Here is a 15,825-nt window from a genome sequence, read left to right as displayed (position 1 = left end):
GCCGCTACAGGGAGACGGCGCGGGTCATCAGCAGGACTTCGGTGCTGTAGGGATAGCACGCGTGGGCGACGATCGGCCGGCGGTCGGCCACCTGATAGCCACAGCGCTGGTAGAGGCGGTAGGCGCCGAGGTTCTCGGCAAAGACCTGCACGCTCAGCGTGGCGCAGCCTGCGGCCTTGGCGCGGGTTTCGGCGATGGCCAGCAGTGCGCTGCCGATGCCGGCGCCGCGGTAGGTATCGAAGACGCCCAGGGCGTTCAGATAGAAGCTGCCGGGGACCTGGTATTCCAGTTCCACGAGGGGCCGCAGCAGGTCGGGGATTTCCGGCAGTTCGGCCAGATCGGCCGCCGTCGGTTCGGGCAGCGGATAGGCCAGCAGCATGCCCGCGACCTCACCCCCGACCTCGGCGATCACCGCGTTGCGGTAGGAGAAGTTGGCATCGTCGCGCGCCGCCCGCTCGGTCCCGACATCCAGGGCCGTCTGGCCGTCCTGCGCCTGCCGCGACCAGAGGTATGAGGGTATTCCTTCACCCGCGATCTCGATGAGCTGCGCCAGCGCGCGGGCATCGTCCTTCCTGGCGTCACGATAAACGGGCAGGGACCCAGTTTTGGGGAACATCCGATCCTCCGCAATTCGATTTCCCATTGTGCTTTCCACAAGATGCGGCGGCAACCAAAGACACTTACGTGCCGGGAGGTGCGGGAAGTGTCAATTGAAGGGCAGCAGCAGCTTGCTACGGCGGTGCGGAGAAAAACGGGGCCCCGGGCCTGAGCGCCCGAGGCCCCGCAAGAACCGCCTCACGCGGGTTTGGCGGGGCGGCCTGCTATCGGTCAGGCTGCCTTGATGGTCGCAATGAAGCTCTGCACGGTGTCACGCATGCGCTCGGCGTGCTGCGACAGCTCCTCGGAGGCCGTCAGCACGTTGCGGGAAGCGGAGCCGGTTTCGCCAGCCCCACCCTTCACCTGCGTGATGTTGCTGGTCACGTCGCTGGTGCCGCGCGAGGCTTCGGCGACATTGCGGGCGATTTCCCGCGTCGCCGCCGTCTGCTCCTCGACGGCCGCGGCAATGGCCGTGGTGATTTCGTCGATCTGCTGAATGACCGTCGAGATATGATCGATTGCCGAGACCGCGTTCTCGGATTCGCCCCGCACGCTGGCGATCTGAGCCGAGATCTCCTCGGTCGCTTTGGCGGTCTGGGTCGCCAGACCCTTGACCTCGCTGGCGACCACGGCAAAGCCCTTGCCGGCTTCCCCTGCGCGCGCCGCCTCGATGGTGGCGTTCAGGGCAAGCAGGTTGGTCTGCTCGGCGATCTCGTTGATCAACTTCACAACATCACCGATCGAGTCAGACTGTTCGCGCAGGCCGGTGATGACGCCGGTGGTGTCCTTCGCCGCTTTCACCGCGCCCTGGGCGACCTCGGTAGCGCGCGAAACCTGACCGGCGATCTCGGCGAGGGAAGCGTTGATCTCCTCGGTCGCCGAGGCCACGGTCTCTACGTTGTTGGAGGCCTGCTCGGCGGCCGCGGCGACGCTGGTGCTCATCTCCTCGGTGCGCTGGGCGATACCCGACATCGAAGTAGCGACCTGCTTCAGCTCGCTGGAGCCGTCCGCGACGCTGGCGACCAGTTGCGAGGAAGCCTTGTCGAACTCGTTGGTCATATCCTCGATGCGCTTGGCGCGGGCCGCCTTCTCTTCGTTCTCCTTGGCCGCACGCGCTTCCATCTCGCGGTTTTCGATGAGGCGCTGACGGAAGAACTCGACCGACTTGGCCATCATGCCGATTTCGTCGCCGCGGTCCTGGTTGGCGGTCTGCTCGTCATAGTGCCCCTCGGCCAGGCCGCCCATGAAGGCCGACATGCCGTTGATCGGGGTGGCGATGGCGCGCGACAGCACGAACCAGGCAGCCGCGGCAAAGAGCATCGCGATAGCGGTGCCGGCCATCAGCGCCATGAGGGTGAAGTCGAAAGCCGAATCCACCGCCTCTGCGTTACGGGCGGTAAGCTCCTTGGCCAGTTGGGCCAGTTCCGTCAGATCCCTATTGGCGGCGTCCAGCATGCGTTCGCCGTAGCCATTGGCTTCCAGCACCCGCGCCTCGTCGACGGTCAGGGGGTTGTGCATCAGGCTTATCTGACGGGTGACGATGTCGGCCTGCCATTTCGAGATCTGCGCACCGGCCGAAACTATGAGCTGTTTCGCCTCGTCGACCGTGAGCCGGGACTGCAGGGAGTCGAATAGGCGGTCGTACTCCGCCTTGGCGCTCGTATACTCCTGAATGTACTCGCGGTTGCCGCTCAGCAGCAGTCCGCGCACGGCCGCCTGCTGCTTGGCCACCTCCTGACGCATGGCTTCCATGTCGCCGGTGACGGCGTTGACGCGTGTGGTGTCGGCAACACGGTCGCGCGCCTGACCGAGCTGGAAGAAGGTGACGCCGGACAGGCAAGCGATGATGAAAACCAAGGTCGCGAAAGCCGCGATCAGCTTGATCGAAATCTTGGTGTTGTTGATAAGGTTCATTTCTTTGGCTCCAGTACGGACGGCGGCTCAGACTTTGCCTGCGGCAGAGCGGCGGCGAAGCTCGGTGATGTTGACTTCCACCGTGATCGCGCCGACCACCTGGCCGTTCTGGGCTATGGAGAGGTTCACCTGGGCGTTTTCCGTGCCCGTGTCCTCGTTGATCTCAATCTCGTCGATGAAGATGGCCTCGGGCCCGACCCGATAGGTCTTCTGCCACTTGCCTTCGTCGCCCTGCCAAAAGTCCGAGGTGATGGCGGACTGGCCCGCGTTGAGGCCCTTGGCGTCCATCACGAAAATCTCGGTATAGAGGCCGCGCGAGCGCGCCTGAATCCGGGTCAGGTAGCTCGACAGAGGGCTGGAGAGCACGGCGGTAATCAGCGGCTGGTCCTCCACCTCACGCTCAGCGCGCCACTGCTTGTCCAGGGCATCGATCCCCGCCTGGTCTAGGTCGGCGTAACGCTCGTTGCTCGCCTCCAGGGTCAACAGGACCACCGGCGACGACGACCACGACCGGATCTCGTCAATGACATGCTCACGGACCAGCCATTCATCGGCCGACGCACTGCCTGACGAAAGGATTGGAAGACAGACCAATAAGGCCGCCCAGAATGCCCTCATTGATAACATCGAATTGCTCCTCAACCTGGAGGTTTACACTGCTCTCTGATGCGTTGTATTAGGCCCAAGACCTTAAGTTTTTCATAAGTGGTTTTCAGAGATAGGGTTTTCCGGACCAGAGATAGAAATTGCTCCGGCCAAATTCGCTATCAATGAGAATTCTGGATATCGGTGGCGCCGATCGTCTCCACAAATCCTGGAATTGTCCAAGCTACAGGCGTCGATTTTTCGGTTCTTTTGTAATACCAATTTTGATTCATCGACCTAAACGATTGAAATGGCGTTCTTCACAATCGAAGGTTATATCCTGCGAATTACAGCAGCCTGCGTGCCGACGGGGGCCATGCGGCCGGCCGCAAGATTTCGTGCCCGCCTGATCGAGGACGAGTTCACCTTCGGACCCAGCAGCGGCAAGCCACCATCAAATCCTGAACCTGCTCTTTGGTGACCCGGGCTGCGGCCTTCAGCGCCTCCCGGCTGCTTCCGTTGTACCGGTGGCATCAGCCGCGAGCGGTCCCGGACTACTCAGCGCCGGGGTCGCCCGCTTCCGTCGCACGGAGGTTCATTTGCCGCCGGTCGCGGGCGACCTCGGCGAGCTTGGAGCGCCACTGCGGGAAGGAGCGGCCGAGTTCCTCGAAGGCGGCGCGCGGCAGGAACAGCAGATGCGAATAGCTGATGGAACGGACCGAGGCACTGCGCCGGCTCTGGTCCAGCAACCCCATCTCCCCGAAGAAATCTCCGCGCCCGAGGCGATGCTGGGTCTCGCCGATGGCTATCTCGACGGCGCCGTTGGCGATGAAATACATGCCGTCCGCGCGCTCGCCCCTCTTGAAGACGAAGGCATCGACCGCGAAGACGCGCTCCTGCAGGCGCTTTGCCACACGTTTCAGATCGTCTTCGCCGAGATTGCTGAACACAGGGAAGGCGCGCAACAGCTCCGGTATGGTCACGCGGATGTCGACGGCGCCGGACCGCCTGCGGCTGGCGTAGATGTCCTCCGCCTCGGAGCGCAGGTGGCGGGCCAGATCCTCGCTGATGATGCCGGCCTCGCGCATCTGCACCACCTGCTCGATCTCTTCGCGATAGGCATAGCGTTCCAGAACCGCGTGATCGAGGTCGCGGGCAAAATTCGGATACTGCAGGCGCAGCGCATCGATATGGCGTTCCACCTCGGTCAGGCGCTGATTGACGATCTCGCCGAGCAGCTCCGTCAGGCGGTCGCCGAGCAGGCTGCCCAGCCGGAACTCCAGGAACACCACCAGTTCAAGCAGGAGGATGCGGTTGACCAGGAGATACTGGAACCGCCGGCCCAGATAGGTTGCGAGGGGCCGGCTGATCCCCAGGCGGGAGTGTGCCATCCCGAGCAGGCGGAAACGCCAGGTCTGCTTGTAAGGCATCCGCGCGGCACGCAGATAGCCCAGGCGCCCGCCCTCGCGCGCGCCGTCGATCATCGCTCCGACCGTCAGCAGATAGCGGTCGATCAAGGGGCTCGCCAGGCCGCCGCTCCAGCGCTGCTCCACGATCAGAGCCTTTTCCTGATTGGCCAGGGCGATGAGGCCCACGGTCAGGCGCTCGCGGTCGCTCAGCTCTTCAGCGAAGGAGTTGTCCTCCGCGACCCGCGACAGCCGATCGCTGTAGGGGCGCACCGCCTGGTCGACCAGGTCGTCATCCAGTTCGTAGCGCCCGGCGAAGGAACGCAGGTTGGAGCGCACGCTGGACAGCGACTGGGTCAGAACCTGGCTGCGAAAGGCGCGGTCGATGGGCGAGAGCTGGTCCAGGCCGAGCCAGCGCATGAGCGGACTGAGGGTGGTGCCCTGCACCAGCAGGGTGAAGAGCGCGAAGCCGGTCGCCTGGATGGCGATGAAGCTCTTCACCTCCGGCTCGACGTCCAGGTTCTCCGTCACCGCCAGGGCCAGCGCCAGGGTGACCGAGCCGCGCAGTCCGCCCCAGATGATCACGGTCTTCATCGGCGTGGTGACCTTCTGCACCACCCGCGCAGCCGAGAGCAGCGGGAAGACCCCGAAGAGGATCACGGCCCGGGCGACCAGGGCGGCCAGCACCGCGACCAACAGGTAGAGCAGATCGGCCAGGGTGGCGGCTTCCAGCAGCCGCGGCACCAGGATCGCGGCCAGCACGAAGACCAGGCTGGTGGCCCAGTAGGCGAGCTGCTCCAGGGTGTCGAGGCAGAACTGGAAGGCCTCCGGCTGAAAGCGCGAGCGCCCCACCGCGCTCAGCACCAGACCGCTGGCGACCACGGCGACGACGCCCGAGACCTCCAGGTAGTTGTTGCAGAGCACGTAGACGACATAGGGCAGCGCCACGGTGACGGTGATCTGCGCGCCGCGGTAGGAGCGCAGGAAAGAGAGCAACTGCGCCGCCGCGCGGCCGGCCAGCAGGCCGACCAGGATGCCTCCCGACAGCCGCCAGGCGAGATCCTCCGTCACCATCCAGAAGTTCAAGTCCTGGCCGGTGACGACGACGGTCAAGAAGGCGCCGAAGGCGGCAATGGCGGTGGCGTCGTTCAGCAGGCTCTCGCCCTCCACCAGGCGGGTGAGCCGCGCCGGCGCGCCGAGATCGCGGAACAGGGCGATAACCGCGCTGGGATCGGTGGTGGCGACGATGGCGCCGAACAGCAGACAGACCACCAGCGGCATGGGCGCCACCAAGTAGACGGCGCCGCCGATCACCACCAGGGCGACGACCACGGCCAGCACCGCCAGCAGGACAACGGCGGCGATGTCCTGGGCCAGGCGGCGCACGTCGATGGTGATGGCGCCCTGGAACAGCAGCAGCGGCAGCAGGATGGTCAGAAAGGTGGCGGAGGAGACCGGGATATCGATCACCATCTCCGCCACTTCGTCCAGTTCCCGGACCGCCTGGCTGCGCAGCACCCAGAGCGCCGCCAGGCCGATCAGCACGCCGACCACGGCCAGGACCACCGTAAACGGCAGGCCGGTGCGCCGTGCGAGCGGCTGCACGCTGGCCACGACCATGAGCAGCACGGCGGTGGTCAGAACGATGTCGGCGATGATCATGCCCGGTGTCTTCCGCAGCGGAGCCGGCAGCAGGCGCCGGATCCAGTCTCTGACTTACCGGTCTAACAAATATTCCCGCTTCGCACCAAGCCCGGGCCGCAGCGGAAGTGTGCGAAATCTCACCGGAAGGCCCCGGATCGGGCGGGCTTATTCGCCGAGCACGCGGCGGCGTTCCTCGAACTCCTCCTTATCGATCTCACCACGGGCATAGCGCTCCTTGAGAATATCGAGGGGCGCCTTCCCGCCGGGCGTGTGCTGGGCGTGGTGAAACGGCTGGCTGCCAAGCCACCGCACCACCAGGACCACCACGACCACCAGGGCGGCGAAGAACAGCACCATGAAGAGCGGCCCCAGGAACATGCCGTGCCAGCCGCCGTCCCACATCGGATGGCCGTAGTAAGGGCGGCTCTCCTGCGCCTGCGCCGCCGCCGGCAGCAGTCCGGCGGCAAGCGCAGCGAGGCTCGCGTACTGAAGTTTCATCTCGGCTCCCTCCTAGCAAACCATCCAGGCCTAGCGGACCATCCGGGCCCAGCCGCTGTGGCGGTCCACCTCCAGGCGCTGAACCAGCGAACCGTCCTGGGTCACGATCTCGGCGAGGATGGTATCGTCGTCCTTCTCCTCCACCTTGCCCAGCTTCACGTGAGGATTGCCCTGCCAGGCAAGGCGGCGCTCCAGCATGACCTTCACGTCGTCGCTCGTGAGATTGCGCGGCGACGGCTGCATCATGCCCTGATCCATTCCGGGGCCCATTCCGGGGCCCATTCCTTGGCCCATTCCGGGTCCCATGCCCGAACCCATGCCGCGGCGCTGTCCGCCCGGGCCCATCATCGGTCCGGCATCGCCTTGCGGCGCGTAACCAGGCCCCATCATGCCGGGCCCCATCATTCCCGGTCCCATCATGCCCGGGCCCATCGTTCCAGGACCCATCGTTCCAGGACCCATCGTTCCAGGGCCCATCATGCCGGGGCCCATCATACCGTGGCCGCCCATGCCGTAGCCGGGGGCCATGGGGCAGCCCTGCATCATCATGCCCTGGCCGCCTCCCATCATCGGGCCCATGCCGCCGCCGTAGTGCCAGCCTTGGTGCCAGCCATAGGGATTGCCGCCGCCGTAGCCTGGGCTGTGGGCCAAGGCCAGGGATGCGGATCCCAGCGTCATGCAAGCCGCCAGCGCGGCGGCCGTAAGAAAATTCCTGCGGATCATAAGGTTCTCCTCCCAGCTTTCTGAAAGGTGTCGCACCACATTAAGCGACCATTGGCCCGTTGTCACATTGAGGGAAGTCAATGCTTCGCGAACGGCGGGGGCCGCATCGCGGTCAGATTGACCGGCTCAGCGGCGCAGGATGAGCCTGTCGCCCCGCACCTCGTAGGAGTCCAGCCGGCGCAGGAACGTCATTCCCAGCAGCGACTCGCCCATGGAGGCTTCGTTGACCGAGGCCGGCAGGTCGTTGAAGACGATCGGGCCGACGGCCAGGCTGTCGAGGCGCACCGGCGCGCCGCGGCCGACGCCGTTGGCGGTCTGATACTGGCGGGTGAAGCTGAGCAGCGCCGGGTCGTAGCCCAGACGCCGCGCGTCGTCGGGGCCGAGCACGATGTCGCTGGCGCCGGTATCGACCAGGAAATCGACCGGCTGGCCGTTGACCTCGGCGGTGACGGTGAAATGCCCGTCGCGCCCGGCGCGGATCTCCACCTCGCCCGCTCCCAGCTCGACCGCGCGGGACGGCAGCAGTTCGCCGCCGAGACGCGATCCGACGCCGGAGAAATCATCGCGGTAGGTATAGCCGATCAGCAGCACGCCGGCGATGCCGGCCCAGATCGCGGCATTGCGCAGCGTCTCCCGCAGGGGAACGCGGCGCAAGAACAGAAGGCCGCTGGAGCAGACCACCACGATGGCCGAAAGCTTCACCAACTGCACCCAGTCTCCCCGGCCGAGCTGACGCTGGGGAAAGACCTCAAGCAGAATCCAGACCAGCGCGCCCAGCCCCGCGACCATCAGCAGCCAGAACCAGGGCCCGTGAAAGCCGCCCCCGCTCGAGCCGCGCCGTCGGTTCCTGGGATCCCGTTCAGGAGTCATTCCGCTTTCCTTCCGTCCTGCCCAACGTCCGGCAGTCTACAACAGGGCGAGGCAGAGAAAACCGGCCTTGCAACCGGGGCAGGCCGCTTGACCGGCAAGACGCGGCCGCTAGATCGGATTCGCAGGGCCGGTGGCTCGCCTTCGGCGATTCCAGCCGGCCCTGATCTGCTTTAGTGTGCTAGAAACCATCGCCGGCGCGGCCGGCAAGAAACGATGCCTCGGGCGCAGGGCGCCCCCTGGCTCAGCGGGATCGAAAGTTTGGCGGGATCGAAAGCTTGGCGGAAGACATGACGGCGAAATTCAGAACTGCGGCGGTCGGGAGCGTGGCGGCAAGCCTCGCCACCCGCAAGATGCGGCCCCGCGGCGGCAAGGGCGGGATCCGCAGGACACCGCAAGGCCTCGCCGCGCCATGAGCGAGCTGCAGATCCGCGAAGCCTCGGCGGCAGAGTTCCAGACCGCCGTCGACTGGGCCGCCGCCGAAGGCTGGAACCCCGGCCTGGACGATCTGCCGGTCTTTCACGCCACCGACCCCGGCGGCTATTTCATGGGCTGGATCGGCGATCAGCCGGTCTCCTCCATCTCCGTGGTGCGCTACGGCACCGGCTTCGGCTTTCTGGGATTCTACATCGTGCACCCGGACCATCGCGGCAAGGGCGCGGGCATCGCCACCTGGAACCACGGCATGGCCACCCTGGAAGGCCGCAGCGTCGGCCTGGACGGCGTCGTCGACCAGCAGGACAACTACCGCAAGAGCGGCTTCGTGCTGGCCGGGCGCAACATCCGCCACAGCGGCGTGCCGGCGGTCGGCGGTGCCCCAAACGCCGAAACGCCGGCCGTGGAGATCCGCCTGGTGAGCGATCTGGAACTGCCCGCTCTCGTGGCCTACGACGGCGCCTTCTTCGCCGGGCCGCGTGCGGTCTTCACCCGCCCCTGGGTCCTGCCGGAGGACGGCGTGCGCCGCAGCGCGCGCTTTGCCCTCAAGGACGGGGAGATCACCGGCTACGGCGTCATCCGGCAGTGCCGCAGCGGCTGCAAGATCGGCCCACTCTTCGCCGAGGACGAAGCCACCGCCACCGCCCTCTTCCTGGCCCTCTGCGCGACCCAGCCGGGCGCGGAAGTCGCCCTCGACACGCCCGAGGACAACAAGGCGGCGGTCGCCCTGGCCGAGCGCTTCGGCCTGCGGCCGGTCTTCGAGACCGCACGCATGTACCGAGTGCTCGGGGGCCCGGCGCCCGAGCTGCCCACCGCCCGCACCTTCGGAGTCACCACCTTCGAGCTGGGTTGAGCGGGCGGTCCCCCTCACTCCTCTGTCACCCTCGGGCTTGACCCGAGGGTCCATCTTTCAGCAGCGAGGTGGCGGCACGATGGATGCTCGGGTCAAGCCCGAGCATGACAGTTGAAGTTGTGGTGGCGGAGGTGCGAGCATCACGCCACGCATCTATCCGGCTTCTGATCATCCTCAGAGGTTCCCCATGCTGGACCATATCTCGATCACCGTTTCGGACATCGCCCGCGCCGCGCCCTTCTGGGACGCGGTCATGGGCGCGCTGCTGGTGCCCTGCGTGCTGCGCAGCGAGCGGCAGCTCGGCTACGGCCTGCGCAACCGCGCCGAAGACGACAGCCACAGCTATCTTTCGATCTTCGAGAGCCGCGGACCGGGCCTGGTGCCCGACAACCGCCATTGGTGCTTCCGCGCGCCGAGCCGCCCGGCAGTCGACGATTTTCATGCCGCGGGCCTGGCCCACGGCGGCAACTGCGACGGGCCGCCGGGACTGCGCGGCGACTATCACCCGGCCTACTACGCCGCCTTCCTGCGCGACCTCGACGGCAACCGCATCGAGGCGGTCTACCACCGGCAGCCGGAAAGCTAGATCCGGTCGTCGGCCTTCTCGCCGGCGATGTAGGTGGCGCGCACGGCGCGGTCATCGCCCAGGGTCATGAGCAGAAAGAGCTCTTCCTCCAGGGTCTCCACGCGCTCGGCGCGGTGGGCCATGGCCGGCGTGGCGCGGGCGTCCAGCACCACGATGTCGGCTTCCCGGCCCGCTTCCAGGGTGCCGATGCGGTCGTCGAGCTGCAGCGCGCGGGCGTTGCCGAGGGTCAGCCAGTAGAAGCCGAGCAGCGCCGGCAGGTTCTGATGCTGGAGCTGCAGCACCTTGTAGCCCTCGGCCAGGGTCCGCAGCATGGAATAGCTGGTGCCGCCGCCGACATCCGTCGCCAGGCCGACGCGAAGGTCCAGGGCCGGATCGTGCGCCTTGGCCAGGTCGAAGAGCCCCGAGCCGATGAAGAGGTTGGAGGTGGGACAGAAGACCGCCACCGAGCGGCTCTCGCTGAGCAGCAGCCGCTCGCGGTCGCTCAGGTGGATGCAGTGGCCGAAGAGCGAGCGCGCGCCCAGCAGGCCGAAACGCTCGTAGACGTGGGTGTAGCTCTCGGCCCAGGGGAAGAGCTCATGCACCGTCTCGATCTCCCGGCGGTTTTCGCTGAGATGGGTCTGCAGGTAGCAGTCCGGGTGCTCTTTCATGAGGGCACCGGCCGCCTCGAGCTGGGCCTCGCTCGAGGTGATGGCGAAGCGCGGCGTCACCGCGTAGAGCTGCCGTCCTTTGCCGTGCCAGCGCTGGATCAACGCCTTGGAGTCGTCGTAGCCGCTCCGGGCGGTATCCAGCAGGCCGTCCGGCGCGTTGCGGTCCATCAGCACCTTGCCGGCGATCATCCGCGTGTTGCGGCGGTGGGACTCGGTGAACAAGGCCTCCGCCGCCTGCGGGTGAACGCTGCCGTAGACCGCCGCCGTGGTGGTGCCGTTGCGCGCCAGTTCGTCCAGGAAGAAGCCGGCCACGGCAGCGGCGTGCGCGCTGTCGCCGAAGCGCAGCTCCTCGGCGAAGGCGTAGCGCTGCAGCCAGTCCATGAGCTGCGCGCCATAGGAAGCGATGACCTGGGTCTGGGGAAAGTGGATATGAGCGTCGATGAAGCCCGGCAGGATGAGGCCGCCGGGAAAGTGATCGACCGCCGCGCCCTCGGGCAAGCGCGCCAGCAGCTCGGTGGCCTCCCCCAGCTCGGCGATACGCCCGCCCGCCAGCAGCACCAGGCCGTCCTCGATGTAGGTATAGCTTGCGTCTCCGGCTGTCGCCGGGTCGTCGCGGAAGGTCAGGAGGCGCCCGCGCAGGGCGCGTGTCACGGCGGTCATGGCGGCAAGTCTACCAAGCCGGGGCCCCGGCGGCGAGCCAGGCGGCGAGGATCCGGCGCTCGTCCTCCTCGATGAAGGTGATGTTGCCCGGCGGCATGGCATGGGTCGCGACGGCCTGCATCTCGATCTTGCGCGCCTGGGCGCGGATCTGCGCCGGCGTCTCCAGCAGCACGCCCTTGGGCGGCACGCGCAGGCCCTCCCACAGCGGCTCGGCCGCGTGGCACATGGAACAGCGCGACAGCACCACGTTCTCCACCTCCAGGCCCAGGTCCTCTTGGCTCAGCCCGGCCAGGTCGGTCTCTTCCGGCAGGGTCGCCTGGTCGAGAGTGGTCGCAGGCTGGGCCGAGAGCCAGACGATGGCGGCGAGTCCCAGGGCCGCCGCCCCCCAGGTCCATAAGGGGCCCCTGCCGGTCTTGTGCTTGGTGTTGAAATAGTGGCGGATGATCGCGCCCATCACCAGCACCACGGCGAGGATCAGCCAGTTCCAATGGCTGGCGAAGGCCAGGGGGTAGTGGTTGGCGATCATCACGAAGATCACCGGCAGGGTCAGGTAGTTGTTGTGCAGGGAGCGCTGCTTGGCCTGCATGCCCAGCCTGGGGTCCGGCTGCCTGCCGGCGATGAGGTCGGCCACCACCTTCTTCTGGTTGGGGATGATGACCATGAAGACGTTGGCCACCATCATGGTGCCGATGAGCGCGCCCATCTGCATGAACATGCCGCGCCCGCTGAAGACCAGGGTGAAGAGGTACGAGAGCGCCACCAGGAAGACGAAACCGACCAAGGCCAGCGCCGTATCGTTGCGGCCCAGCGGCGAGCGGCACAGCAGGTCGTAGACGATCCAGCCGAGAGCCAGGCCGCCCAGGCTGACGGCGACGGCGACCAAGGGCGTCAGCTCCATCACCTGCGCATCGATCATGAAGAGCTCGGCCTGCAGGTAGTAGACCAGCACCAGCAGGCCCATGCCGGAGAGCCAGGTGGTGTAGGCCTCCCACTTGAACCAGGTCAACTCGTCGGGCATGCGCGCCGGGGCGACCAGGTACTTCACCATGTTGTAGAAGCCGCCGCCGTGGACCTGCCAGGCCTCGCCGCCGGCCCCCTCCGGCAGGCCCCCCCGCTGCTTCAGGCTCAGATCCAGGGCGATGAAGTAGAAGGAGGAGCCGATCCAGGCGATGCCGGCGATGACGTGCAGCCAGCGCACCGCCATCTCGGCCCATTCCCAAAGCACCCCCGGCAAGGTCCCGGCCATGGCGTCCCCTTTCTAAATGCTTCGCCTGCCTACGGAAATTCCGTCCAACCGCGGTTCATGCTAGCGCGGGCCGCGCGGCGGCGGAATGGAAGGCTGGACGCTATGACTTTCAAAGAAAACGAAATAAACTAACCGCAAGAATAAGATCGCGACAGGGAAGCAGGCGGGCCATGTCCCTTCTGGACAACATGCGGGTTTTCGTGCGCGTGGTGGAGCAGGACTCCATGTCCGCCGCGGGCCGCCTGCTGCGCCTTTCGCCGGCCGTGGTCAGCCATCGCATCCAGGCGCTGGAGAGCCATCTCGGCGTTCGCCTCCTCAACCGCACCACCCGGCGCGTACAGCCCACCGAACAGGGCCTCGCCTTCTATACCGCCTGCCAGGAGGTCCTGGCTTCGGTCGAGCGGGCGGAGAACGTGGTGGCGGGGGTCGGCGGCGCGCCCCAGGGCTCCTTGCGGGTCACCGCGCCGCTGGGCTTCACGCGGCGCATCCTGGCGCCCCTGGTGCCGGAGTTTCAGGCCCTGCACCCCAAAGTGACGCTGCAACTGCGCTGCTCCGAGCACCTGCTGGACCTGCTGACCGAATCCGTCGACATTGCCGTGCGCATGGCGATCCTCTCCGACTCCTCGCTCATCGCCCGCAAGATCACCGACTGCGAGCGCCTGCTTTGCGCCGCCCCCGCCTATCTTGCGGAGCAAGGCGCGCCACAGACGCCGGAGGACCTGCTGGACCACAGCTGCCTGCTGCTGCGCTTTCCCGGCTCCCAGCAGTTCCGCTGGACCCTGCAGACGCCCGACGGCCTCAAGACCTACTCCGTGCAGGGCCGTTTCGATGCCGACGACGGCGACACGCTGACCGGCTGGGCCCTGGACGGCCGGGGCATCGTGCTGAAGCCGCTGTGGGAGGTGGCCGAGCACCTGCGCGACGGCCGCCTGGTCCCGGTGCTGGCGAACTTCCCGCCGGAGCCGGTGGCCCTGAGCGTGCTGTATCCCCACCGCCGCCTGCTGCCGGCGCGCGTGAAGGCCTTCTCCGATTTCGCGGTGACGCGCTTCGCCGAGGAGATCGAAAAAAGCTTGCAGGGCATGACGCTGGCGAAAATGCGGGCGGCGCGAGCCGCCGGCGCGCCGGTCCGCGGGACGGCACGCCAAGACCTGGCATGAGCCCCGGGGCATCACCGGCGCCGAGGCCGCCGGAGGACCGCGCCAGGGCATAAAATCCCGGGATTGGGGCGTCCGGCCCCTGCGCAGGCGCCGAAATTGACCCTCCGACGATATCGGGGCACTCTTTCAACCAAGAAACGTGGCCAGCTACGGGGCGGCCGGACCGGACGGCCGCCGCCCGAGACTGGACCGCAAGGGGGGATCTGCCAGGGGGACGGCCGATGGGGCAACCGATCAAGACCATCACGATCGTGGGCGGCGGCACCGCCGGGTGGATGACCGCCCTGCTGCTGGCCACCTACTGCCGCAGCCGGGACGGCAAGGACGCCGGCCGGGATCTCCAGGTCACTCTCATCGAATCCCCCAGCGTGAAGACCGTCGGCGTCGGCGAGGCCACGGTTCCCTCCATGCCGATGCTGCTGAGGAACACCGGCATCGACGAGAGGGACTTCTTCCAGCGCTGCAACGCCTCCTTCAAGCTTGGCGTGCTGTTCGACAACTGGAACGCCGACAAGAACGGCAAGCGCGTCGCCTACATCAATTCCTTCAACGAAGGGCGTATGATCGGCGGCGTCGAGGCCGCCTATTACTATCTGAAGTACGGCGCCGGAGGCGGTCCCTTCTCCGATGTCGTCACGGCGGCGCTGGATCTCGCCCGGGTCTTCAAGGGTCCGCGTCCCATCGGCGCCAAGGCGGAGGAGCAGAATCCCGGCTTCGCCTACCATCTGGACGCCGGCCTCTTCGCCGAACTGCTGCGCGACATCTGCACGGCGCGCGGTGTCGCGCACCTCCGCGACGACGTGGTCGACGTGGAGCAGGACGATCGCGGCTTCATCGCCGCCTTGCGGCTGAAGGAGCGCGGCCGCCTGCCGGTGGAACTGGTCGTCGACTGCACCGGCTTCCGCGGCATGCTGATCAACAAGGCGCTGGAAGAGCCCTTCGTCGACTATTCGAAATATCTGGCCAACGACCGCGCGGCCGCGATCCAGATCCCTCATCCGGATCCCGGCAAGATCGAACCCCTGACCCGCTCCACGGCGCTGGGCGCCGGCTGGGTCTGGCGGGTGCCGCTCTACAACCGCGTCGGCACCGGCTATGTCTTTTCCTCCGCCCACCGCAGCGACGACGAGGCCTGCGCGGAACTGCTGGCCCATCTGCACGCCAGCGGGCAGCCGCCGGCCGAGGGGGCGGAGCCGCGCATCATCCCCATCCGGGTCGGCCGCACGCGCAATCCCTGGGTCAAGAACTGCGTCGCCATCGGGCTTTCCAGCGGCTTCATCGAGCCGCTGGAATCGACCGCCATCTTCATGATCGAGTTGTCCGTGCGCTGGCTGCTGGCCTACTTCCCGGACCTGGACTTCGCCGCGACGCTGCGCGACCGCTACAACAGGATTTCCAATCAGCTCTACGACGAGGTACGCGACTTCATCAGCCTGCACTACGTCCTCAACAACCGCAGCGACAGCCAATACTGGATCGACGCCCGCGAGGCGCTGGAGACGCCGGACAGCCTGGCCGCCAACCTGGAGCTCTGGAAACACACCCTGCCGACGCGCAACGACCTGGAGTCGACACGGCTCTTCGGCCACCGCACCTACCACGCCGTGCTGCTCGGCAAGCGGGTCTACGAGACCGGCTATGCTCCGCCGCCGGAAAGCGCCAGGACCCTGAACCGCAAGCTCTGGCGCGACTACGTGAAGCAGGTGCGCGGGGGCTTCAATCAGGCGGCGCGCGTCCTGCCCGACCACAAGACCCTGCTCACCTCGATCCGCGGCGAGCTCGACCCCGGCGCCCTGCCCGGCGGCGCGGCGCCGAGAATCCCGGCGGCGCCGGGACTGCGGGGAACGGTGCCCCTGCCCGGACAGACGCCCCCCCTGGCGCCGCAAATCTCGATGAAACGCAAGGGCGTGTGAGAAGACCGAGGCACGGGCAGAGCGTCCCGCATAACGACGGCGATCCAGGCCGAATGCGCCGCGAAAGTCGCGGCATTGCGAGTCCCCCGCGCCC

Annotated in this window: 13 protein-coding genes; 4 read left to right on the top strand and 9 right to left on the bottom strand. The window is 67.0% G+C overall.

Annotation, left to right across the window (positions count from 1 at the left end):
* Positions 1-4: 4 nt before the first annotated feature.
* The 7 genes from AAFN88_RS08055 to AAFN88_RS08025 all read right to left on the bottom strand — a co-directional run bounded on the left by AAFN88_RS08055 (position 5) and on the right by AAFN88_RS08025 (position 8,237).
* Entirely contained in the window at positions 5-616 is a 612-nt protein-coding gene (locus AAFN88_RS08055; RefSeq protein ID WP_347519679.1) for a GNAT family N-acetyltransferase, read from the bottom strand.
* Positions 617-828: 212 nt separating this feature from the next.
* Positions 829-2,511, bottom strand: a complete 1,683-nt coding sequence (locus tag AAFN88_RS08050) for a methyl-accepting chemotaxis protein (RefSeq protein WP_347519677.1) — start codon at positions 2,509-2,511, stop codon at positions 829-831.
* Between the two features lie 27 nt (positions 2,512-2,538).
* A complete protein-coding gene (locus AAFN88_RS08045) occupies positions 2,539-3,105 on the bottom strand; it encodes a hypothetical protein (protein WP_347519675.1) in 567 nt (188 codons plus the stop codon).
* 545 nt (positions 3,106-3,650) lie between these two features.
* A complete protein-coding gene (locus tag AAFN88_RS08040) occupies positions 3,651-6,164 on the bottom strand; it encodes a cation:proton antiporter (RefSeq protein ID WP_347519674.1) in 2,514 nt (837 codons plus the stop codon).
* Positions 6,165-6,311: 147 nt separating this feature from the next.
* A complete protein-coding gene (locus AAFN88_RS08035; RefSeq protein ID WP_347519672.1) occupies positions 6,312-6,644 on the bottom strand; it encodes an SHOCT domain-containing protein in 333 nt (110 codons plus the stop codon).
* A gap of 30 nt (positions 6,645-6,674) precedes the next feature.
* On the bottom strand, positions 6,675-7,367 hold the full coding sequence (locus AAFN88_RS08030; protein ID WP_347519670.1) for a hypothetical protein: 693 nt from the start codon (positions 7,365-7,367) through the stop codon (positions 6,675-6,677).
* Between the two features lie 126 nt (positions 7,368-7,493).
* Entirely contained in the window at positions 7,494-8,237 is a 744-nt protein-coding gene (locus AAFN88_RS08025) for a TIGR02281 family clan AA aspartic protease (RefSeq protein WP_347519669.1), read from the bottom strand.
* Between the two features lie 409 nt (positions 8,238-8,646).
* On the opposite strand from AAFN88_RS08025, the gene AAFN88_RS08020 reads away from it, so the two are divergent.
* Together AAFN88_RS08020 and AAFN88_RS08015 are read left to right on the top strand one after the other, a co-directional pair.
* Positions 8,647-9,522 carry a GNAT family N-acetyltransferase gene (locus AAFN88_RS08020; RefSeq protein ID WP_347519668.1) on the top strand — a complete coding sequence of 292 codons (876 nt, stop codon included), beginning with the start codon at positions 8,647-8,649 and terminating at the stop codon, positions 9,520-9,522.
* A gap of 187 nt (positions 9,523-9,709) precedes the next feature.
* On the top strand, positions 9,710-10,108 hold the full coding sequence (locus AAFN88_RS08015) for a VOC family protein (protein ID WP_347519666.1): 399 nt from the start codon (positions 9,710-9,712) through the stop codon (positions 10,106-10,108).
* On the opposite strand, the gene guaD is transcribed toward AAFN88_RS08015, so the two are convergent.
* Together guaD and AAFN88_RS08005 are read right to left on the bottom strand one after the other, a co-directional pair.
* The gene (gene guaD / locus AAFN88_RS08010) at positions 10,105-11,415 is read right to left on the bottom strand and encodes a guanine deaminase (protein ID WP_347519664.1); all 1,311 of its coding nucleotides are present in this window, start codon (positions 11,413-11,415) and stop codon (positions 10,105-10,107) included. The two genes, AAFN88_RS08015 and guaD, sit on opposite strands and share 4 nt — an antisense overlap.
* Positions 11,416-11,425: 10 nt before the next feature.
* A complete protein-coding gene (locus AAFN88_RS08005) occupies positions 11,426-12,661 on the bottom strand; it encodes a urate hydroxylase PuuD (protein WP_347519663.1) in 1,236 nt (411 codons plus the stop codon).
* Between the two features lie 170 nt (positions 12,662-12,831).
* On the opposite strand from AAFN88_RS08005, the gene AAFN88_RS08000 reads away from it, so the two are divergent.
* Positions 12,832-13,818 carry a LysR family transcriptional regulator gene (locus AAFN88_RS08000; protein ID WP_347519660.1) on the top strand — a complete coding sequence of 329 codons (987 nt, stop codon included), beginning with the start codon at positions 12,832-12,834 and terminating at the stop codon, positions 13,816-13,818.
* 221 nt (positions 13,819-14,039) lie between these two features.
* Entirely contained in the window at positions 14,040-15,731 is a 1,692-nt protein-coding gene (locus AAFN88_RS07995) for a tryptophan halogenase family protein (RefSeq protein WP_347519659.1), read from the top strand.
* Positions 15,732-15,825 lie beyond the last annotated feature (94 nt).

Origin of the sequence: Pelagibius sp. CAU 1746 (assembly GCF_039839785.1) — a bacterium.
Classification (GTDB): Bacteria; Pseudomonadota; Alphaproteobacteria; order Kiloniellales; family Kiloniellaceae; genus Pelagibius.
Note: the sequence above shows the minus strand (reverse complement) of the source record. Positions and strands in the feature narration are given on the sequence as shown.

Coding starts and splice junctions, on each gene's coding strand:
- guaD (WP_347519664.1), bottom strand. CDS start 11,415: ATGACCGCCGTGACACGCGCCCTGCGCGGGCGCCTCCTGACCTTCCGC.
- AAFN88_RS08035 (WP_347519672.1), bottom strand. CDS start 6,644: ATGAAACTTCAGTACGCGAGCCTCGCTGCGCTTGCCGCCGGACTGCTG.
- AAFN88_RS08040 (WP_347519674.1), bottom strand. CDS start 6,164: ATGATCATCGCCGACATCGTTCTGACCACCGCCGTGCTGCTCATGGTC.
- AAFN88_RS08050 (WP_347519677.1), bottom strand. CDS start 2,511: ATGAACCTTATCAACAACACCAAGATTTCGATCAAGCTGATCGCGGCT.
- AAFN88_RS08025 (WP_347519669.1), bottom strand. CDS start 8,237: ATGACTCCTGAACGGGATCCCAGGAACCGACGGCGCGGCTCGAGCGGG.
- AAFN88_RS08005 (WP_347519663.1), bottom strand. CDS start 12,661: ATGGCCGGGACCTTGCCGGGGGTGCTTTGGGAATGGGCCGAGATGGCG.
- AAFN88_RS08020 (WP_347519668.1), top strand. CDS start 8,647: ATGAGCGAGCTGCAGATCCGCGAAGCCTCGGCGGCAGAGTTCCAGACC.
- AAFN88_RS08055 (WP_347519679.1), bottom strand. CDS start 616: ATGTTCCCCAAAACTGGGTCCCTGCCCGTTTATCGTGACGCCAGGAAG.
- AAFN88_RS08030 (WP_347519670.1), bottom strand. CDS start 7,367: ATGATCCGCAGGAATTTTCTTACGGCCGCCGCGCTGGCGGCTTGCATG.
- AAFN88_RS08000 (WP_347519660.1), top strand. CDS start 12,832: ATGTCCCTTCTGGACAACATGCGGGTTTTCGTGCGCGTGGTGGAGCAG.
- AAFN88_RS07995 (WP_347519659.1), top strand. CDS start 14,040: ATGGGGCAACCGATCAAGACCATCACGATCGTGGGCGGCGGCACCGCC.
- AAFN88_RS08015 (WP_347519666.1), top strand. CDS start 9,710: ATGCTGGACCATATCTCGATCACCGTTTCGGACATCGCCCGCGCCGCG.